General features: G+C 64.2%; 21 protein-coding genes and 1 tRNA gene. 10 read left to right on the top strand and 12 right to left on the bottom strand.

Annotated features, from left to right (window positions below; genetic code table 11):
• Window positions 1-31: 31 nt before the first annotated feature.
• From JQ627_RS15485 to aroA, 11 genes are all read right to left on the bottom strand, one after another.
• The gene (locus JQ627_RS15485) at window positions 32-1,375 is read right to left on the bottom strand and encodes a folylpolyglutamate synthase/dihydrofolate synthase family protein (RefSeq protein WP_212485029.1); all 1,344 of its coding nucleotides are present in this window, start codon (window positions 1,373-1,375) and stop codon (window positions 32-34) included.
• Window positions 1,372-2,313: an acetyl-CoA carboxylase, carboxyltransferase subunit beta gene (gene accD / locus JQ627_RS15480; RefSeq protein ID WP_212485028.1), complete on the bottom strand. Its 942-nt coding sequence runs from the start codon at window positions 2,311-2,313 to the stop codon at window positions 1,372-1,374. Before accD ends, JQ627_RS15485 begins: the two co-directional genes overlap by 4 nt.
• 111 nt (window positions 2,314-2,424) lie before the next feature.
• On the bottom strand, window positions 2,425-3,261 hold the full coding sequence (gene trpA / locus JQ627_RS15475) for a tryptophan synthase subunit alpha (RefSeq protein WP_212485027.1): 837 nt from the start codon (window positions 3,259-3,261) through the stop codon (window positions 2,425-2,427).
• Complete coding sequence (trpB, locus tag JQ627_RS15470) at window positions 3,258-4,475, bottom strand: tryptophan synthase subunit beta (protein ID WP_212485026.1); 1,218 nt, start codon at window positions 4,473-4,475, stop codon at window positions 3,258-3,260. The genes trpA and trpB overlap by 4 nt, the downstream gene beginning before the upstream one ends.
• Window positions 4,472-5,143, bottom strand: coding sequence for a phosphoribosylanthranilate isomerase (locus JQ627_RS15465; RefSeq protein WP_212485025.1), 672 nt, complete (start codon window positions 5,141-5,143; stop codon window positions 4,472-4,474). Before JQ627_RS15465 ends, trpB begins: the two co-directional genes overlap by 4 nt.
• A 66-nt stretch (window positions 5,144-5,209) precedes the next feature.
• On the bottom strand, window positions 5,210-5,602 hold the full coding sequence (locus JQ627_RS15460) for a lipopolysaccharide assembly protein LapA domain-containing protein (protein WP_212485023.1): 393 nt from the start codon (window positions 5,600-5,602) through the stop codon (window positions 5,210-5,212).
• Between the two features lie 71 nt (window positions 5,603-5,673).
• A complete protein-coding gene (locus tag JQ627_RS15455) occupies window positions 5,674-5,979 on the bottom strand; it encodes an integration host factor subunit beta (protein WP_007598410.1) in 306 nt (101 codons plus the stop codon).
• Between the two features lie 171 nt (window positions 5,980-6,150).
• On the bottom strand, window positions 6,151-7,131 hold the full coding sequence (gene sppA / locus JQ627_RS15450; RefSeq protein WP_212485021.1) for a signal peptide peptidase SppA: 981 nt from the start codon (window positions 7,129-7,131) through the stop codon (window positions 6,151-6,153).
• Between the two features lie 346 nt (window positions 7,132-7,477).
• On the bottom strand, window positions 7,478-9,187 hold the full coding sequence (gene rpsA, locus JQ627_RS15445) for a 30S ribosomal protein S1 (RefSeq protein WP_212485019.1): 1,710 nt from the start codon (window positions 9,185-9,187) through the stop codon (window positions 7,478-7,480).
• A 266-nt stretch (window positions 9,188-9,453) separates the two neighbouring features.
• Window positions 9,454-10,092 carry a (d)CMP kinase gene (gene cmk, locus JQ627_RS15440; RefSeq protein ID WP_212485018.1) on the bottom strand — a complete coding sequence of 213 codons (639 nt, stop codon included), beginning with the start codon at window positions 10,090-10,092 and terminating at the stop codon, window positions 9,454-9,456.
• Complete coding sequence (gene aroA, locus JQ627_RS15435) at window positions 10,089-11,486, bottom strand: 3-phosphoshikimate 1-carboxyvinyltransferase (RefSeq protein WP_409363808.1); 1,398 nt, start codon at window positions 11,484-11,486, stop codon at window positions 10,089-10,091. Before aroA ends, cmk begins: the two co-directional genes overlap by 4 nt.
• A gap of 110 nt (window positions 11,487-11,596) precedes the next feature.
• Between aroA and JQ627_RS15430 the strand changes: the two genes are divergently transcribed.
• From JQ627_RS15430 to JQ627_RS39630, 3 genes are all read left to right on the top strand, one after another.
• Window positions 11,597-12,004 carry a TIGR02300 family protein gene (locus JQ627_RS15430; RefSeq protein ID WP_212485016.1) on the top strand — a complete coding sequence of 136 codons (408 nt, stop codon included), beginning with the start codon at window positions 11,597-11,599 and terminating at the stop codon, window positions 12,002-12,004.
• 96 nt (window positions 12,005-12,100) lie between these two features.
• Window positions 12,101-12,176 (top strand) — tRNA-Ala (locus JQ627_RS15425).
• Window positions 12,177-12,316: 140 nt separating this feature from the next.
• Window positions 12,317-12,553 (top strand): GIY-YIG nuclease family protein, encoded by a 237-nt coding sequence (locus tag JQ627_RS39630; protein ID WP_212485012.1) that lies wholly within the window; start codon window positions 12,317-12,319, stop codon window positions 12,551-12,553.
• Window positions 12,554-12,557: 4 nt separating this feature from the next.
• Here the strand turns inward: JQ627_RS39630 and JQ627_RS15415 are convergent, their stop codons facing one another.
• On the bottom strand, window positions 12,558-13,016 hold the full coding sequence (locus tag JQ627_RS15415) for a MarR family winged helix-turn-helix transcriptional regulator (protein WP_212485011.1): 459 nt from the start codon (window positions 13,014-13,016) through the stop codon (window positions 12,558-12,560).
• Between the two features lie 154 nt (window positions 13,017-13,170).
• Here JQ627_RS15415 and JQ627_RS15410 point away from each other — a divergent pair, with 154 nt between their 5' ends.
• The 7 genes from JQ627_RS15410 (at window position 13,171) to JQ627_RS15380 (ending at window position 20,128) form a co-directional block, all read left to right on the top strand.
• Window positions 13,171-13,596 (top strand): organic hydroperoxide resistance protein, encoded by a 426-nt coding sequence (locus JQ627_RS15410; protein WP_014490914.1) that lies wholly within the window; start codon window positions 13,171-13,173, stop codon window positions 13,594-13,596.
• 176 nt (window positions 13,597-13,772) lie between these two features.
• Window positions 13,773-14,975 (top strand): CaiB/BaiF CoA-transferase family protein, encoded by a 1,203-nt coding sequence (locus JQ627_RS15405; protein WP_212485010.1) that lies wholly within the window; start codon window positions 13,773-13,775, stop codon window positions 14,973-14,975.
• A gap of 219 nt (window positions 14,976-15,194) precedes the next feature.
• The gene (gene ugpB / locus JQ627_RS15400) at window positions 15,195-16,511 is read left to right on the top strand and encodes a sn-glycerol-3-phosphate ABC transporter substrate-binding protein UgpB (RefSeq protein WP_212485009.1); all 1,317 of its coding nucleotides are present in this window, start codon (window positions 15,195-15,197) and stop codon (window positions 16,509-16,511) included.
• Between the two features lie 48 nt (window positions 16,512-16,559).
• A complete protein-coding gene (ugpA, locus tag JQ627_RS15395; protein WP_212485008.1) occupies window positions 16,560-17,441 on the top strand; it encodes a sn-glycerol-3-phosphate ABC transporter permease UgpA in 882 nt (293 codons plus the stop codon).
• A complete protein-coding gene (gene ugpE / locus JQ627_RS15390; RefSeq protein WP_014490910.1) occupies window positions 17,441-18,289 on the top strand; it encodes a sn-glycerol-3-phosphate ABC transporter permease UgpE in 849 nt (282 codons plus the stop codon). The genes ugpA and ugpE overlap by 1 nt, the downstream gene beginning before the upstream one ends.
• Window positions 18,290-18,295: 6 nt before the next feature.
• The gene (locus JQ627_RS15385; protein ID WP_212485006.1) at window positions 18,296-19,381 is read left to right on the top strand and encodes a sn-glycerol-3-phosphate import ATP-binding protein UgpC; all 1,086 of its coding nucleotides are present in this window, start codon (window positions 18,296-18,298) and stop codon (window positions 19,379-19,381) included.
• Between the two features lie 321 nt (window positions 19,382-19,702).
• Window positions 19,703-20,128 (top strand): Hsp20 family protein, encoded by a 426-nt coding sequence (locus JQ627_RS15380; RefSeq protein ID WP_014438749.1) that lies wholly within the window; start codon window positions 19,703-19,705, stop codon window positions 20,126-20,128.
• The last annotated feature ends 45 nt before the right edge of the window (window positions 20,129-20,173 follow it).

The raw sequence follows: 20,173 nt of genomic DNA, 5'->3' as shown, positions 1-20,173 counted from the left end.
TCCCAATCTCGTATCGAAGACACGAGGCTTTCTATGCAGGAGGCGTGCCGTTGATGCCCAACACATGGCCGGCGAGGTACAGCGAGCCGGTGATCAGGATGCGCGGCGGCACTTCGTAAGCGAGCTTCGCCAGGGCGCGCAGCGCGGCCTCGATGCCGGGCGCGGTCTCGACGCGCATGCCGAGGCTGCGCGCGGCATCCGCGAGGCGGTCGACAGGCATCGCGGCTTCGGTGTCAGGGACCGGCACTGCGATGATGTGACGAGTCAAGCCGGCGAAATTGGCGAGAAAGGCTTTCGCATCCTTGTTGGCCATCATGCCGGCGATCACCACCAGCGGCCGCGACACCCGCTCCTCGAGATCGCCGAGCGCGGCCGCCGCAACGCGGCCGCCTTCGGCATTGTGGCCGCCGTCGAGCCAGATCTCCGAGCCCTGCGGTCCGAGCGCAAGCAGCTCGCCGGAGGTGATGCGCTGCATCCGCGCCGGCCATTCCGCGCCGACAATGCCCGCCTCGAAGGCGGCCTGATTGACTTTGAAGTTCGGAATCGCGCGCAGCGTCGCGATCGCAAGGCCCGCGTTGTCGAACTGGTGACGGCCGAACAGCCGCGGTGCCGTCAGGTCCATCAAGCCGCGCTCGTCGGAATAAACCAGACGCCCGTGCTCGACATTGACGTGCCAGCTTTCGTTCGCCGCAAACAACGGTGCGCGCATGCGCTTGGCCTGCGCCTCGATCACGGCCATCGCCTCGTCCATCTGCTCGGCACAGATCACGGGCACGCCGCGCTTGATGATGGCCGCCTTCTCGCCGGCGATCGACGTCAGCGTGTCCCCGAGGAAGTCCATGTGGTCCATGCTGACAGGCGTGATCACGCAGGCTGCTGGCGTATCGACCATGTTGGTCGAATCGAGCCGGCCGCCGAGGCCGACTTCGAGCAGCACGACATCGGCCGGGTTCTGCGCGAACAGGTGAAACGCCGCGGCGGTCTTCAGCTCGAACACGGTCGCGGCCTCGCCGGCATTGACCCGCTCGACCTCTTCAAGCGCCGCGCGCAATTCATCGTCGCCGACCAGCACGCCGCCACCGACGCGGCCGAGCCGGAAGCATTCGTTGATGCGGACAAGATAGGGCGAGGTGTAGGCGTGGACTCGCAAGCCTGCGGCTTCGAGCGTCGCGCGCAGATAGGCGAGAGTCGAACCCTTGCCGTTGGTGCCGGCGATGTGGATCACCGGCGCCAGCTTGCGTTCGGGATGACCGAGCCGCTCGAGCAGGCGATGCATCCGCTCAAGCCCGAGATCGATGCGCTTCTGATGCAGGGCCGACAGCCGCCCGATCAATTCACCGAGCGGCGGCTTTGTGCTGTCAGAGGAAGCGTTCACGCGTGGGGCGCAGCCGGCGCCGTCTCGGCGGCCGAGACGATCTGCGCCGGGCTGACCACCGGCTGCACCGACTTCGATGCGCTCTCCTGCGCTGGCGCCTTGGTCAGCAGGCGGCACAAGCGCGCCAGGGTCGGGCGCAACTCGTGGCGGTGCACGACCATGTCGACCATGCCGTGGTCCTTCAAATATTCGGCGCGCTGGAAACCCTCGGGCAGCTTCTCGCGGATGGTCTGCTCGATCACGCGGGCGCCGGCGAAGCCGATCAGCGCACCGGGCTCGGCGATCTGGACGTCGCCCAGCATCGCATAGGAGGCGGTGACACCGCCGGTGGTCGGGTTGGTCAGCACGACGATGTAGGGCTGCTTTGCTTCACGCAGCATCTGCACCGCAACGGTGGTGCGCGGCATCTGCATCAGCGACAGGATGCCTTCCTGCATGCGCGCGCCACCGCTCGCGGCGAACACGATGAAGGGGGCCTTCTTCTCGACCGCGAGCTCCAGCCCGCGCACGATGGCCTCGCCCGCGGCCATCCCGAGCGAGCCGCCCATGAAATCGAAATCCTGCACGGCAACAACGACGGCGGCGCCCTCGAGCTTGCCGTAGCCGACCTTGATCGCGTCGTTCAGATTGGTGCGCGCACGGGCATCCTTGATGCGGTCGACGTATTTCTTCTCGTCACGGAACTTGAGCGGATCGGGTGTGACGTCGGGCAGCGCGACGTCGTACCAGGTCTCGTTATCGAAGATCGACTTCAGACGCGCCACCGCGCCCATACGCATGTGGTAGTTCGAGCCGGGGATGACGAACTGGTTGGCCTCGACGTCCTTGTAGAACACGAGCTGTCCGGAATCCGGGCACTTGATCCAAAGATTCTCCGGCGTCTCCCGCCGCAGCATGTTGCGGATCTTCGGCCGGACCACATTGGTAAGCCAGTTCATGGTTTGCTCCGATGTGCGACCCCGCGCAGGAATCGCCTGAAGGGATATATGGCGGCCGGGCCCCTGCCCGGCAAGCCGCCGTGTCGCCCGCCCGAGAAGCGGAATTATGGCCTATTCGGCCGCAACTTTCGCGCCCTTGACACCCTGGGCCAGGGCCGCCGTCAATTCGGCAACGGCGTTAACGGTTTTGGCGGTTGCCCGCCCTTCCGCATCGAGGCTGTTCTTGAGCGCATCGACCAGCGCGGTGCCGACCACCGAGCCATCGGCCTTCTCGGCAATGCCGCGCGCCGCTTCCGGCGTCCGGATGCCAAAGCCGACGCAGATCGGCAGCTTGGTATGGCGCTTGATGCGTGCGACAGCTTCACCGACGGCATTCGCGTCCGCCGCCGCTGCACCGGTGATGCCGGCGATAGAGACGTAATAGACAAAGCCTGATGTGTTCGCGAGCACCGCGGGCAGGCGCTTGTCGTCGGTGGTCGGGGTCGCGAGGCGAATGAAGTTCAGGCCCGCCTTCAGCGCGGGAATGCAGAGCTCGTCGTCTTCCTCCGGCGGCAGATCGACGATGATCAGGCCGTCAACGCCGGCCGTCTTGGCATCGGCCAAAAACTTGTCGACGCCGTAAATGTAGATCGGATTGTAATAGCCCATCAGCACCAGCGGCGTGACGTTGTCGTCCTTGCGGAAGTCGCGCACGAGACCGAGCGTCTTCTTCAAGGTCATGCCGTTCTTGAGCGCGCGCAGACCTGCGGCCTGAATCGAGGGACCATCCGCCATCGGATCGGTGAAGGGAATGCCGAGTTCGATGACGTCGGCGCCTGCCTTGGGCAGCGCCTTGACGATATCGAGCGACGTGGCGAGATCTGGATCGCCGGCCATCACATAGGTGACGAAGGCCGAGCGGCCCGCCTTCTTCAGCTCGGCGAAACGGGTGTCGATACGCGTGGTCACTTGCTCTTGCCCCTCAGGATGTCGCCGACCTGCGGGACGTCCTTGTCGCCGCGGCCGGAGAGATTGACGACCATCAGGTGATCCCGAGGCCGCTTCGGCGCGAGCTCCATCACCTTGGCGATGGCATGCGCGGGCTCGAGCGCGGGGATGATGCCTTCCAGCCGCGACAGCAACTGGAATGCTGCGAGCGCCTCGTCATCGGTCGCGGAGAGATAGTTGACGCGGCCGATCTCGTGCAGCCAGGAATGCTCGGGACCGATGCCGGGATAGTCGAGGCCGGCGGAGATCGAATGCGCGTCCTGGATCTGGCCGTCGGCATCCATCAAGAGATAAGTGCGGTTGCCGTGCAGCACGCCGGGACGGCCGCCCGCGATCGAGGCCGCATGCAGTTGCGTGAGGCCATGGCCGGCGGCTTCGACGCCGAAGATTTCGACGGAGGGATCGTCGAGGAAGGGATGGAACAAGCCCATCGCGTTCGAGCCGCCGCCGATGCAGGCGACCAGCGAATCCGGCAGGCGGCCTTCGACCTCCTGCATCTGCGTCCTGGTCTCGTTGCCGATGATCGACTGGAAGTCGCGCACCAGCGTCGGATAGGGATGCGGGCCCGCCACCGTGCCGATGCAATAGAACGTGTTGTGCACGTTGGTGACCCAGTCGCGCAGCGCCTCATTCATGGCGTCCTTCAGCGTGCGCGTGCCCGACTGCACCGGGACGACCGTCGCGCCCAGCATCTCCATGCGGATGACGTTGGGCTGCTGCCGCTCGACGTCGACGGCGCCCATATAGACCACGCATTCGAGGCCGAAGCGCGCGCACAGCGTCGCGGTGGCGACACCGTGCTGGCCGGCGCCGGTCTCGGCGATGATGCGCTTCTTGCCCATGCGCCGCGCCAGCATGATCTGGCCGAGCACGTTGTTGACCTTGTGCGAACCGGTGTGGTTGAGCTCTTCGCGCTTGAGATAGATCTTGGCGCCGCCGAGATGCTCGGTCAGGCGCTCGGCGAAATAGAGCGGCGAGGGCCGGCCGACATAGTGCGTGAGATAGCCGTTCATCTCGGTCTGGAAGGTCGGATCGGCCTTGGCCGCGGTGTAGGCCTTCTCAAGATCGAGGATCAGCGGCATCAGGGTTTCGGCAACGAAGCGTCCGCCGAAGATGCCGAAATGGCCGCGATCGTCGGGACCGCTGCGGTAGGAATTGGGTTTGGCGACGTTCATCGAACACTCAACTCTTGGCTGGATTCTTGGCTGGCGCGCGCGGCGCGAATGAAGGCCTTGATCATCTCGGGATCCTTGACGCCGGGAGCGCTCTCGATACCCGAGGATACGTCGACGCCACCGGCGCCGGTGACGCGGAGGGCCTCGGCGACATTGTCGGCGTGAAGCCCGCCCGAGACCATGTAGGGCAGTTTCAGATCGAGATTTTCCAGCAGGTGCCAGTCGAACGGCGCGCCGAGCCCACCGGGACGGGTCGCGTCCTTCGGTGCGCGCGCGTCGAACAGGATGCGGTCGGCGACAGCGGCGTAACCGGGCAGCACGGCGAGATCGGCCGTAACTGCGACCGGCACCGCCTTCATCACCGGGCGGCCGTATTTCTGCTTGATGTCGCGCAGGCGCGCGACGCTCTCCTTGCCATGGAGCTGGAAAATGTCCGGCGACAGCGCGTCCATGATGTTGTCGAGCGTGGCGTCATCGGCATCGACCGTGAGCGCGACCTTGAGCGCGCGCCGCTTCACCTGGCGGCCGAGGTCGCGCCCGGCTTCCAGCGCCAGATGCCGGGGCGACGGCGGAAAGAACACGAACCCCACCATGTCGGCGCCGGCGTCGAGCGCTACTTCAAGCGTCTCGCGCGTGGACAGGCCGCAGATTTTGACGAGCAGGGACATGGTCTCAAAGCAGGTAAAGGCCGCAAGCCCGCGGCCGGAAAACAAGGTTTTCGGTTGCGGCCGCTTCTACAACGTCGCGCGCAGCTTGTCTCGCCCGATGGGCCCGTAAAGGCCGACCCCGGAGGGGACGGGGAGGCGCTGGGCCTCGGGCTTCGCGGCGGCCGCCTGGGCCCGCAGATCGGCCAATTCACCCCTCGCAGCCCGTGCATCGGCATCATTCCGGCGCGCCGCGCGCCGCCAGTGCCGCTGGCCGAACCAGACCGCGCAGCCGCCCACGAGGACCCCGAGGGCAGCCACCAGGATGAGGAGCAGGAACAGCGGCAACGTCACCGACAATGACGGGTCGTTGGTAATGAAGGGATCGAAAGAGACCGTGACGAAATGCCGGTTGGCGACGGCGAAGGTCACCAGGATCAGGCCCAGCGGAATCACGATCAGCGCGGTCAGGAACTTTCGCATCTCGCTTCGCTCGCCATGAATCAAGCTTCCGGCCGCATCTCTCGCGACCGCGGGAAACCCTGACGCCGGCCTCAGTCAGGCGCGCCTGGATCCGGATGGTCGCGATTCAGCCGTTCGCGCATTTCCTTGCCGGTCTTGAAGAACGGAACGCTCTTCTGATCAACGGGCACATGAGCGCCGGTGCGCGGATTGCGCCCTGCGCGCGCAGGGCGATGCTTGACCGAGAAGGCACCGAAGCCGCGCAACTCGACGCGATCACCGCGCGCGAGAGCCGCTACGATCTCTTCGAGAATCGCATTCACAATGTTCTCGACATCCCGCTGGTACAGATGCGGGTTGTGCTCGGCGATACGCTGAACAAGTTCGGATTTGATCATCGAGAGATAGGACCCGGAAGCGTGCGGATGACCATTTCCGTGAAAATACCGTGATCTGTCAAGACGCTAAATGAAGGTTGAGCGTCGTGAAAATGCGTGACAAATGCCGAAAAAGCGGGCTGTCCCACCACCCGCCAGACGGGAAAAGCCTCTAAAACTCGCTCGGTTCCATCAATTTGACGCAGCCGGCTGCCACAGAGCCAGCATTCCATCCATTCCGAGCCGATCGACGGCCTGCGCGACGCCGGTTTGCCCGATCTGATGCGCAATCGAGCCTAAACCAAGCGCTTCCAGCGTGACGACAGCAGCCGTCTTGAGGAACGGCAGATCGCCAAAGCGGGGCTGGAGCTTGTAATCGCGCACGGTGAGGCCCTTCTTGACGCCCTTCTGCTCGACCAGCCAGGTCACGGCGGTCTTCTCGTCGCCGAGCTGATCGATCAGCTTGAGATCGATCGCCTGGCGTCCAGTGAAGACGCGGCCATCGGCGACTTTTTCGAGCTGCGTGTCATCCAGGCCACGCCGCTCCTTCACCAATCCCTTGAACCAGGCATAGGAATCCTTCACCAGCGCATCGAGCGCGGCGCGTGCCTCGGGGCTGGTCGGCTCAAAACCGTTCGGCGCGGCCTTCAGCGGCGAGGATTTCACCTCCTCGACCTTCACACCGACGGTCTTCAGCAGCTCCGTGACGTTGGGAAACTGAAACAGCACGCCGATCGAGCCGACCAGCGAGCTCTGCTGGGCGATGATGTGGTCGCTCGCGATCGCGGTGATGTAACCGCCGGAGGCGGCGAGGCCTTCGACCACGACGACGAGCGGCTTCTTCGCCTTCAGCCGTACAAGCGAGTCATAAAGCTGCTCGGAGCCGGCCGTGGTGCCGCCCGGCGAGTTGATGTGAATGATGACGGCGGCGGCCTGCGAGTTCTCCAGTCGCTCCAGCGCCTGGGTGCGATCGGAGTCGCTGCGGATCAGGCCGTCGATCTGGACCCGCGCGATCGAGCCGGCGGATGCGAACGTGCCGCGCGCGCCGGGTGTCGCGATCAGCGCGAAGCCCGCAATCGCCGCGATCGCGATCAGCGCAGCCATCACGCGCCAGAACGTCAGCTTGCGACGAATCCTGCGGCGATCGACGATGATGTCCGAATCGAGTGACATCGGAATATCTCCAAATCAAAGACTGGGCGCGTTGTGCCGTCACAGCGTGACCATTGGCTTATCTGGATACATCAATTGCGGCGTAATTTGAAGAAAACAAGGCTGTGAGAGGGTGAGAGCCAGGGACGTCGCCGCGCACTCGCTGTCGTCCCGGACAAGCGGAGCGCAGATCCGGGACCCATGACCACAGGGCGTGGTTTGACGAAGACTCGGAGTTGCGAGCTTCGCGCAACAACTTCTCCCTGGGGTTATGGGTCCCCGCGTTCGCGGGGACGACAGCGGAGCAAGCAACAAAAAAGCCCCGGCTCGCGCCGGGGCTTTGATGGTTGCGAAACCAGCGTTCCGCTTACTTGTTGTCGCCGCGGTTCTTGAGCGCGGTGCCGAGGATGTCGCCGAGCGTCGCTCCCGAATCGGAGGAGCCGTACTGCGCGATGGCTTCCTTCTCTTCGGCGACTTCGAGCGCCTTGATCGACACCTGGACCTTGCGGGCCTTCTTGTCGAACTGGATCACGCGGGCATCGACCTTCTCGCCGACGGCAAAGCGTTCGGCGCGCTGGTCGTTGCGGTCACGGGCGAGCTCCGAGCGCTTGATGAAGGTCGAGAAGTCGGTACCGGTGATCTTCACCTCGATGCCGCTCTCCTTCACTTCGAGCACTTCGCAGGTCACGACCGCGCCCTTCTTGACATCGCCCGGCTCGGCGAAGGGGTCGCCTTCGAGCTGCTTGATGCCGAGCGAGATACGCTCCTTCTCGACGTCCACATCGAGCACCACGGCCTTCACCACGTCGCCCTTCTTGTAGTTGTCGATCACCTGCTCGCCCGGAAGCTTCCAGTCGAGGTCGGAGAGGTGGACCATGCCGTCGACGTCGCCCTCGAGGCCCAGGAACAGACCGAACTCGGTCTTGTTCTTGACTTCGCCCTCGACCACCGAACCGGTCGGGTGACCTTCGACGAAGACCTCCCACGGGTTGCGCATGGTCTGCTTGAGGCCGAGCGAAATGCGGCGCTTGACGGAATCGACTTCCAGCACCTGCACTTCGACTTCCTGCGAGGTCGAAACGATCTTGCCGGGGTGCATGTTCTTCTTGGTCCACGACATCTCGGAGACGTGGATCAGGCCTTCGATGCCCGGCTCGAGCTCGACGAACGCACCGTAGTCGGTGATGTTGGTGACGCGGCCGGTGAAGCGGGCACCCAGCGGGTACTTGGCTTCGATGCCCTGCCACGGATCGTCCAGCAGCTGCTTCATGCCCAGCGAGATGCGGTGCGTCTCGTGGTTGATCTTGATGATCTTGACCTTCACGGTCTGGCCGATCGAGAGCACCTCGGTCGGGTGGTTGACGCGGCGCCACGCGATGTCGGTGACGTGCAGCAGACCGTCGATGCCGCCGAGATCAACGAACGCACCGTAGTCGGTGATGTTCTTGACCACGCCGTCGATGACCTGACCTTCTTCGAGGTTCTGCACCAGCTCCTGACGCTGCTCGGCGCGGGTCTCTTCCAGCACCGTGCGGCGGGAGACGACGATGTTGCCGCGGCGGCGGTCCATCTTGAGGATCTGGAACGGCTGCGAGTTGTTCATCAGCGGCGCAACGTCGCGGATCGGACGGATGTCGACCTGCGAGCGCGGCAGGAAGGCCACGGCACCGTCGAGGTCGACGGTGAAGCCGCCCTTGACCTGGTTGAAGATGACGCCGTTGACCTTCTCGTTGTTCTGGAAGGCCTTCTCGAGCTTGCCCCAGCTCTCCTCGCGGCGCGCCTTGTCGCGCGACAGCACGGCTTCGCCGAGGGCGTTCTCGATGCGATCGAGGAACACTTCCACCTCGTCGCCGACCTTGATCTCGCTGTCACGGCCGGGGCCGGAAAATTCGCGCAGGGCGACGCGGCCCTCGGTCTTCAGGCCGACGTCGATGACGGCCATGTCTTTTTCAATTGCAACCACCTTGCCCTTGACGACGGAGCTTTCCTGCAGGTTGCCACCCGCGAAGGACTCGTCGAGCATCGCGGCGAAATCGTCACGCGACGGGCTATAGGTATCAGCAGAAGTCGAAGCCATTTGTTCTCCAGTTGCGGATGTCGTGCCGGCCGTTGGGTTCAAGGGCGCATCGCACACGCAGTGTCGGAAGGTCCGCAAGACCTTCGAGCGACCGCTCGCTGCTCCGGCATGGAGGCGGAACAGCGGAAGCGGGCCGGCTGAGGCCCGCGCGTTCGATACGTGGAAATCTAGGTCCGGAGCCTGGATCGCGCCGGGCCCAAACAGGGGACCGGGGTTATCGACCTCAAAGAGCGGGAGCGGGCGCTTCCTCCAATGACGGCGGCGGCTTAACCCCGCGACCGGCCCGCTCGGACGGCCTCGATAATGTCGATGGCGGCCCGGACGCCGCCTTCTATATCCAGTTGGGAGTTATCTAGCAAGTAAGCATCCGGGGCCGGTTTCAAGGGCGCAATCGGCCGGTTCTTGTCGCGCTCGTCGCGCCGGATGATGTCGGCGAGCACTGCCGCCTCGTCCGCCTCCTCGCCCCTCGCCTTGGCCTCCATGGTCCGGCGGCGGGCGCGGACCTTGGGATCGGCGACCACGAAAATCTTCACGTCGGCATGGGGGCAGATCACGGTTCCAATGTCCCGGCCGTCGAGCACGGCGCCGGGCGGATCGGCGGCGAATTGCCGCTGGAAATTGAGCAGGACCTCGCGAACCCTGGGGATCGCCGAGACGATCGAGGCGCCCTCGCCGGCCTCCTGGGTCTTCAGGGCGGGATTGCCGAACTTTTCGGGATCAAGCTCCAGCGCAGCCTGCACCGCGGCCGACTCGTCCCGGAGATCGTGACCGGATTCCATCAGGGCATAGGCCACCGCGCGGTAGATCACGCCGGTATCGAGATGACGATAGCCGTAATGATGGGCGAGGCGCTTGCCGAGCGTCCCCTTGCCCGAGGCCGCGGGCCCGTCGATGGCGATGATCATGAAAAGTCGGCCCCAAGCGAACGCATCATCGGGATGAAGTCCGGAAAACTGGTGGCGATGAAGGCGGTGTCGTCGACCGTCACGGGCTGATCGGAGGCGCAGCCCATCACCAGCGCGGACATCGCGATGCGATGATCCATGTGCGTGGCGACTGTGCCGCCGCCCGGAACGTGGCCGCGCCCCTCGACGATCAGATCGTCGCCGGAGACCTCGACCTTCACGCCGTTGACGCGGAGCATATCCGCGGTGGCCTCAAGCCGATCGGATTCCTTGACGCGCAGCTCCTGGAGGCCGCGCATGATGGTCGTGCCCTCGGCGAAGGAAGCCGCCACCGCCAGCACGAGATATTCGTCGATCATCGAGGGGGCGCGCTCCGGCGGCACCTCGACACCGCGCAGTTTTGACGCGCGGACGCGCAGCTGCGCCATCGGCTCGCCGGCATCGCCGCGGACTTCGCTTTCCTCGATCGAGGCGCCCATTTCGCGCAGCGTGGTGAACAGGCCGGTGCGCAGCGGATTGGTCATGACGTCGGACAGGACGACATCCGAGCCTTCGACGATCAACGCCGCAACGATCGGGAACGCCGCCGAAGAGGGATCGGCGGGCACAACGACGGTGGCGCCGTGCAGCTCAGGCTGGCCCACGAGTGTGATGCGGCGGCCGTGCTGACCTTCCTGCACCGAGGTGATGTCGGCGCCAAAGTGCTTCAGCATCAACTCGGTATGGTCGCGGCTGGCCTCGCTCTCGATGACAGTGGTGGTACCAGGCGCGGCCAGGCCCGCCAGCAGCACGGCGGATTTGATCTGGGCCGAGGCGACCGGGGTCTTGTAGGTGATCGGCAGCGGATCGCGCGCGCCCTGGACGGTCAGCGGCAGACGGCCGCCCTCGCCGCCGGACACCACTTTGGCGCCCATCTTCTCGAGCGGGTCGAGGATCCGGCGCATGGGACGGCTGCGCAGCGAGGCATCGCCGTCGAAAACCGCCGAAATCGGGCAGCCGGCGACGGCGCCCATGACGAGCCGGCAGCCGGTGCCGGAGTTGCCGAAATCAAGCGCTGCCCTGGGCTCGGCAAAGCCGGCGACGCCCACGCCGCTCACCTTCCAGGCGAAATCGCCGGTGCGCTCGACCCTGGCGCCCAGCGCCTGCATGGATTTTGCGGTGTTGAGCACGTCCTCGCCCTCAAGGAGGCCCGAAACCTTGGTTTCGCCGACCGCGAGCGCGCCCAGGATGAGGGCGCGGTGGGAGATCGACTTGTCCCCGGGGACCCGTACTTTCCCGGTCAGGGGACCGCTCGCGCGCGACTGAAGCGGCGTTGGCTTGTCGGAATCAGTCAAGTTTGTGTCCTTGGATAGGCCCGAAACGTCCCTGCGGGGCTCGCGGGGCAGGTACCACATGGTCTGCCCGCCGTCACGGGCATGTCTTTCTCCCGTAATGCGCTATTGACAGCGGGCCGCCAACTAGCCAAGTGAAACACCGCTTTTCAGACATTCCCAGGATTCCTGCCGTGGCCAAGTCCGAACTCGGAACCAAACGTATTTGCCCGACCACGGGCAAGAAATTCTATGACCTCAACAAGAATCCGGTGATCTCGCCTTATACCGGCGAAGTCGTGCCGATCGCGCCCGTGGCGCCGGCTCGCGCGACCCGCGGCGCCGAAGCCCGCCACGCAGCAGCCGCCGACACCGCGCCGGAGCCGGCGGAGGTCGAGGAGGTCTCGCTCGAGGAGGCCGATGCCGAGGAGAACACCGGCAAGGTCAAGGCGGCGGTGCCCGAATCCGAGGACGATATCGAGGTCGACGAGACCATCGACGACGACGATGACGATGATTCGACCTTCATCGCCGACGAAGAAGAAGGCGATGAGGACGTGACCGACATCATTGGTGATGTCGGAGGTGATGAAGAGACTTGAGATCAGCCCTGATCTGTGAAAAAGGGTGCACCGCGCGAGTCACCAGGCTCGGCGGTCGGGAGTGATCCACCAGGATCCTCCCAACTGGAAGACTAAGGGGCCATAGCTCAGCTGGGAGAGCGCTTGCATGGCATGCAAGAGGTCGGCGGTTCGATCCCGCCTGGCTCCACCAGCCTTCGCTGGCTTCGCCAGCTTCGGCTCGGCAAGCCCTATCGTAGCGAAGGCTGCCGCGGCGTAGCCCGAAGGGCGAAGCCGGGCTTCAGCAGATCGAAAGCGGATGTAAGCTCTCCCTCGACAGCTGGGGAGCTTGCCGTGAAATACGTGTACATTCTCGAGAGCCTCGATTCCCTCCACTTCTATGTCGGGATCACTGACGACCTGCGCGCCCGAATGACAAAGCACAATGCTGGCGAGGTGCCTCACACCTCGAAATTCGGACCTTGGCGTCTCAAGACTTACGTTGCATTCAGCAACGAGAAGCAGGCCGTCGCGTTCGAGAAGTACCTGAAGTCAGCGTCCGGCCGCGCCTTCGCCAAAAAGCGCCTCTAGCCCCCTACTCCCCGATCACCGCATTCAACCGGTCCCTTAGCGCGACGATCTCGTCCTTCATCGCGACCAGTTCCGAGACCGAGCAGTCCGACGCCGCCAGGATCGATTGCGGCACGGCACGCGCCTTCTCTTTCAAGGCATGGCCCTGCGGGGTCAGCGCGATCAACACCTGACGCTCGTCCTCGCTCGAGCGCGTGCGCTTGACGAGATGGGCGGCCTCAAGCCGCTTCAAGAGCGGCGTCAGCGTGCCCGAGTCGAGGAACAGCCTTTCGCCGATATCCCGGACCGGCACGTCGTCGCGCTCCCACAGCACAAGCATCACCAGATATTGCGGATAGGTCAGGCCGAGCCGGTCGAGCAGCGGCTTGTAGACGCGGTTGAAGGCATGCGCGGCCGAATAGACCGCGAAGCAGATCTGGTTGTCGAGGCGTTGCGGATCGAGGGGCGATAATTTCCGGGGCATCGAGAATCTCACGCGGTTTCCTCCATTCTGGGACCGGGCGGCCGTACATTCAATTGCGAACAATTAAATGTGAGGCATGCAAATTTCAATTGCGCACAATCTAATTGTTTGCGATACAGGTTCCACCCCAACCCGAAGACCTGAGGAGACGAAAATGTCCGTGAACGTCCTCTACAAGACCAGCGCCAAAGCCACCGGCGGCCGCGACGGCCATGCTGCGACCCTCGACGGCGCGCTCGACGTCAAGCTCACCACGCCGAAGGAACTCGGCGGCGGAGGCGGCGCCGGCAACAATCCGGAGCAGCTGTTTGCGGCGGGCTATGCCGCCTGCTTCATCGGCGCGATGAAGTTCGTGGCCTCGCAGGGCGGTCCGAAGGTTCCGGCTGACGCCTCGGTCACGTCCACCGTCGGCATCGGCCCGCGCTCGGCCGGCGGCTTCGGTCTCGACATCGACCTCGCCGTCTCACTGCCCGGCCTTGCCCGTGCGGAAGCCGAGGCGCTGGTCGAGAAGGCCCACCAGGTGTGCCCGTACTCCAATGCCACGCGCGGCAATGTCGACGTTCGCCTGACGGTCGTCTGATCAAACGGCGGATTGGCTGGCCCGAGATCCCCCTCGGGCCGGCCGCTTCCCTCTGTTTTGCCACGCCGCGGGATTGCACGGCGGCACCGCATACGCCCCTACGCAGCAAGCCATTGCTGGCGCAAAAAAACCTCGCTAGGCCTGTGATCAAACGTCGACACAGGGGAAGCGAAGGCATGACTGAAGCCGTTTTGGGCGCAATGAGCGGACTGCGCGTCATCGATCTCACGCGCGTGCTCGGCGGTCCCTACTGCACCCAGATCCTCGCCGACCACGGCGCCGACGTGATCAAGGTCGAGCCGCCAGCCGGCGACGAGGTGCGCGACTGGGGCCCTCCCTTCCACGAGGAAGACGCGGCCTATTTCATCGGCATCAACCGCAACAAGCGCTCGATCGGCCTCGACCTTGCCTCCGAGGGCGGCCGTGTCGTGCTGCTCAAGATGCTCGAGACCGCCGACGTCCTGATCGAGAATTTCAAGCCGGGCACGCTGGAGAAATGGGGCATCGGCAACGAGGTGCTCAGCAAGAAATTCCCGCGCCTCGTGCATTGCCGGATCTGCGGCTTCGGCGCCGACGGCCCGCGCGGCGGCAATCCCGGCTATGATGCCATCATCCAGGCCATGACCGGCATGATCGCAGCGACCGGTTCGCCCGAGAGCGGACCGATGCGGATCGGCGTGCCGCTGGTCGACATCACCACCGGCCTCTATGCGGCGATCGGTATCCTGATGGCGCTGTCGGAGCGGCAGCGTTCGGGCAAGGGTCAGTTCCTCGAGACGACGCTGTACGAGACCGGCCTTGCCATCATGCATCCGCACACCGCGAATTATTTCATGCACGGCAAGCCGCCGTCGCTCACCGGCAACGAGCATCCCAATCTCGTGCCTTACGCGATCTTCCCGACCAGGACCGACAACATCTTCATCGGCGTCGGCAATGACGGCACCTTCCGCAAGCTCGCCAAGGAGATCGGCAAGCCCGAGCTCGGCACCGATCCGCGCTTTGCCCGCAACAAGGACCGCATCGCCAATCGCGAGGCGCTGCGGGCCGAGCTTGCCGCCGTGTTCAGCCAGCACGAGGCCGAGCCGCTGTGTAATCGCCTGCTCGCCGCAGGTCTGCCCGCAGGTCCGGTGCAGAAGATCGACCAGGCCTTGACCAACCCGCACACGATCGCCCGCGGCGATGTCATCGAGAAGGACTGGTACAAGGGCGTGGCCTCGCCGATTCGGCTCGACCGCAGCAAGCCGAGCCTGCGCCGCCTGCCGCCGAAATTCAGCCAGCACTCCCAGGAGGTGCTGGGCGAGTTCGGCTACTCCAAGGCCGAGATCGACGCGATGGTCGAAAAGGGCACCGTCTGCGGCCCCGAGCGCAAGCGCTAGGGGCCCTCACCTCCTCACACGTCCAATGCCGCACTGCGGCGCGGGCACGCATGTGCACCGCGAACGGAGGAGGCAGCGCGCTCGGCATTCGCCTATTTGACGACTTCCCATTTGGCCGCGCTTGCTGCTTTCGTTTCTCCCGCTTACACAGTCATGTGAACGTCATATGGCGCTGCTAGCGCAAGCGCTTCTTTTTGACGGCCAAGGGAGGTTTACTTGATGGCTCTTCGATACTTTGGGGCGGCTGCCGCAGTTGCAATCACGATCGGCATGGGGGCATCGCCGGCCTTGGCCGTGACCGAAATCCAGTGGTGGCACGCGATGACCGGCGCCAACAACGACGTGATCGTCAAGCTCGCGACCGACTTCAACGCCTCACAGACCGACTACAAGGTGATCCCGACCTACAAGGGCAACTATCCCGATACGATGAACGCCGGCATCGCCGCGTTCCGCGCCGGCAACGCCCCGCACATCATGCAGGTGTTCGAAGTCGGCACCGCGACCATGATGGCCGCGACCGGCGCTGTAAAACCCGTCTACAAGCTGATGGCCGATGCCGGCGAGAAGTTCGACCCCAAGATCTACCTGCCCGCCATCACCGGCTACTACTCGACCTCGAAGGGCGAGATGCTGTCATTCCCGTTCAACTCGTCGTCGACCGTGATGTGGGTCAACCTCGACGAACTCAAGAAGGCGAACGTCGAGATCCCCAAGACCTGGCCCGAAACGTTCGAGGCCGCCAAGAAGCTCCATGACAACGGTCATCCGACCTGCGGCTTCTCCGGCTCCTGGATCACCTGGGTCAATCTCGAGCAACTCTCGGCCTGGCACAATCTGCCGCTCGCGACCAAGGCCAACGGCCTCGACGGCTTCGACACCAAGCTCGAGTTCAACGGCCCGCTGCAGGTCAAGCATCTCGAGAAGCTGGTTGAGCTGCAGAAGGACAAGACCTACGACTACGCCGGCCGCACCAACACCGGCGAAGGCCGCTTCACCTCGGGTGAGTGCGCGATCTACCTGACCTCGTCTGCCTTCTTCGGTAACGTCAAGGCGCAGGCCAAGTTCGCCTTCAACGCCGTGCCGATGCCGTACTATCCGGACGTCAAGGGTGCGCCGCAGAACTCGATCATCGGCGGTGCTTCGCTCTGGGTCATGGGCGGCAAGTCGGCCGAGGAATACAAGGGCGTCGCGAAATTCCTGACCTTCCTTTCGGACACCGATCGCCAAGTCTACATCCACAAGGCCTCGGGTTATCTGCCGATCACCAAGGCGGCCTACGCCAAGGCGAAGGAAGAAGGCTTCTACAAGGATCAGCCCTACCTGGAGACCCCGCTGCTCGAACTGACCAACAAGGAGCCGACCGAGAATTCGCGCGGCTTGCGCCTCGGCAACATGGTTCAGCTCCGTGACGTCTGGTCGGAAGAGATCGAGCAGGCGCTGGCCGGCAAGAAGACCGCCAAGCAGGCGCTCGACGCCGCCGTCGAGCGCGGCAACACGATGCTGCGTCAGTTCGAAAAGACCGCCGTCAAGTGAGGCGATGAGCGGCAGGCCGCAAGCCGGCCTGCCGCTTCAACTGACATCATGCAAAAGCAAGCCATTTTCCAGTCAAAGCTACTGCCCTGCGCGCTGGTTGCGCCGCAGCTCGCGATCGTCCTGATATTCTTCTACTGGCCTGCCTTGCAGGCGGTGATCCAGTCCTTCCTGCTCCAGGATGCCTTCGGTCTCTCGAGCACCTTTGTCTGGCTCGATAATTACATCGAGCTGTTCAAGGACCCCGCCTATTTCGAGGCGATCGTCCGGACCTTCTTCTTCTCGTTCGCGATCGCCGTGTCGTCGCTGTCCTTCGCGCTGCTGCTCGCCGTGATGGCCGACAAGCCTCTGCGCGGCTCGATGCTCTACCGCACGCTGCTGATCTGGCCCTATGCAGTTGCGCCGCCCGTCGTCGGCGTGCTCTGGATCTTCATGCTGCATCCCTCGCTCGGCGTGCTGTCGCGCTATCTGCGCGGCCTGGGCGTCGACTGGAATCCGCTGCTCGACGGCAACCAGGCCGCCGCACTCATCATCCTCGCGGCCGCGTGGAAGCAGATCTCCTATAATTTCCTGTTCTTCCTCGCCGGCCTGCAAGCCATCCCGAAAAGCGTGTTCGAGGCCGCCGCGATCGACGGCGCCCGTCCGATGCGGCGGTTCTGGACCGTGACCTTCCCGCTGCTGTCGCCCACGATCTTCTTCCTGCTGGTCGTCAATATCGTCTACGCCTTCTTCGACACCTTCGGCATCATCGACACCATGACCCGCGGCGGTCCGGGAACGTCGACGGTCACGCTGGTCTACAAGGTCTATTCCGACGGTCTGCTCGGCGGCAATCTCGGCAGCTCCGCGGCGCAATCGGTGATCCTGATGGTCATGGTCATCGTGCTGACGGGAATCCAGTTCCGCTTCGTCGAACGCAAGGTGACCTACTGATGGTCGAGGACGAGGGCATCAGGCGCTACGTCGCCCATTTCATCCTCTGGGTCGGGATCGCGATCGTCGCGTTCCCCGTCTACATCGCGATCGTCGCCTCGACCCAGGACAACGCGCTGATCGCCAACGGTCAGATGTCGCTGCTGCCCGGCGGGCATTTCTTCGAGGTCTACTACCAGACCATCTTCGTCGGCACGAGCGGCTCGACCCGCGAGCCCGTCGGCAACATGATGCTGAACTCGCTGGTGATGGCGCTGGCGATCGCGATCGGCAAGATCGCGATCTCGATCATCTCGGCCTATGCGATCGTGTATTTCCGCTTTCCATTCCGGATGGCGATCTTCTGGATCATCTTCATCACGTTGATGCTGCCGGTCGAGGTCCGCATCTATCCGACCTACAAGATCGTCGCCGACCTGCACATGCTGGACAGCTATGCCGGCCTCGCGCTGCCGCTGATCGCATCGGCCACCGCGACGCTGCTGTTCCGCCAGTTCTTCATGACCGTGCCGGACGAGCTGCTTGAGGCGTCACGCATCGACGGCGCCGGGCCTCTGCGCTTCTTCTGGGATACGCTGCTGCCGCTGTCGCGCACCAACATGGCGGCGCTGTTCGTGATCCTCTTCATCCTCGGCTGGAATCAATATCTCTGGCCGCTGCTGATCACCACGCGCGACGATATGCAGACCATCCAGGTCGGCATCCGCAAGATGATCACCACCACCGACGCGCTGACCGAATGGCCGATCGTGATGGCGACGGCCGTGCTGGCGATGCTGCCGCCGGTGTTCGTCGTCGTCGCCATGCAGAAATTGTTCGTGCGCGGCCTGGTCGAGACCGAAAAGTGAGTTTTCATGGCTAACGTCACCCTGCGCAACGTCCGCAAGACCTATACGGGCGGCTTCGAGGCCATCAAGGGCGTCAATGTCGACGTCGCCGACGGTCAGTTCTGCGTGCTGGTCGGTCCCTCCGGCTGCGGCAAGTCCACGCTGCTGCGCATGGTCGCTGGGCTCGAGACCGTCACCGGCGGCGAGATCGACATCGGTGGCCGCGTCGTCAATCAGGTCGAGCCCGCCGATCGCGACATCGCGATGGTGTTCCAGAACTACGCGCTCTATCCGCATATGAGCGTCTACAACAACATGGCCTACGGCCTGCGCAACCGCGGCATGGCGGAAGCCGAGGTCAAGACCCGCGTCGAGGAAGCCGCGCGCGTGCTCGAACTCGCGCCGATGCTGGAGCGCAAGCCGCGCCAGCTCTCCGGCGGCCAGCGCCAGCGCGTCGCCATGGGCCGCGCCATCGTGCGCCAGCCGAAAGTGTTCCTGTTCGACGAGCCGCTGTCGAACCTCGACGCCAAGCTGCGCATCGCGATGCGGGTCGAGATCCGCAAATTGCAGCGCCGGCTCAACACGACGTCGATCTACGTCACCCACGACCAGCTCGAGGCGATGACGCTCGCTGACGTCCTGGTGGTGATGAACGGCGGCCAGGTCGAGCAGGTCGGCAATCCGCTGGCGATCTACGAGAAGCCGGCGACGACCTTCGTCGCCTCCTTCATCGGGGCACCGCCCATGAATCTGATGTCGACGCGCACCGACGAGATCAAATCGCAGCTCGGCGGCAGCGCGAGCGAGGCCGGCATCCTCGGCATTCGCCCGGAAGATTTTGCGATCACCGACCAGACCCCGGCCGGCGGCGTCGCGCTGCCGCTGATGGTCGAAGCCATCGAGCGCGTCGGCGCCGAAACCTTCGTCTACGGCTCGCGGGCCCAGGACGAGCAGCGGGTCGCTGCCACGCCCGGGGAGCTGCCGCCTGGCGAGGTCATCGTCCGCATTCCCGGAACCGAGGCCCCCGCCATCGGCGCGAGGATCCGTGTCGCCGCGGTACGGCCGAAACTGCACCTTTTCAGCGGCGACGGGCGGACGCGGATCGAGGCCTGACCGGTTCCGGGGAGCAGGCCCATCAAAAACGTGAAAAACAACCCCATGCACAGTAGCCGGGCGTTTGTTTTCATTGAGATAAATCGACCCGTGAACTCGTCATGCCCAGGCTTGTCCCGGGCATCCACGTTCTTGGCGCGACGAGTGAGCCGGAACAAGCCCGGCCATGACGATCAGCGCCATGGCGCGGCGACATGGCCCATCCACAGGCCCCCGGCTACGTCCTTGAACCCACACAGGGTTATGACCATATTGCTGACCAAGGGGCGCCGCTTCCGGGCCCTGAAATGCCAAAGTCGCTTCGAGAGGACTTTGTAAACTATGTCTCGTGTTCCCACGCTTTCCAGTCCGTTCCTTCTGGGTTTCGACGAGATCGAGCGCGTGCTCGACCGCGTCGTCAAAGGCGCCGACGGCTACCCTCCCTACAATATCGAGAGGTGCGACCGGTCGGACGGCCAGCCCGAGCGGCTGCGAATCACGCTGGCGGTCGCCGGATTCACCCGCGACCAACTCGATGTAACCATTGAGGAAAACCAGCTCGTCATTCGCGGACGTCAGCAGGACGACAAGACCCGGCAATACATCCATCGCGGCATCGCCGCGCGCCACTTCCAGCGCACCTTCGTGCTGGCGGAGGGGATGCTGGTGCTCGGTGCGGATCTGAAGAACGGGCTGCTGTCGGTCGATCTTGCCCGGCCTGAACCGGAGAGGATCGTTAAGACAATCGCTATCAATGAGCACGAATAATGGAACGAGTAGCGGACTCGACCGCTTAGTTTCGAGAGAGGAGTC

This window comes from Bradyrhizobium liaoningense, assembly GCF_018130785.1.
Taxonomy (GTDB): Bacteria; Pseudomonadota; Alphaproteobacteria; order Rhizobiales; family Xanthobacteraceae; genus Bradyrhizobium; species Bradyrhizobium liaoningense_A.
Note: the sequence above shows the minus strand (reverse complement) of the source record. Positions and strands in the feature narration are given on the sequence as shown.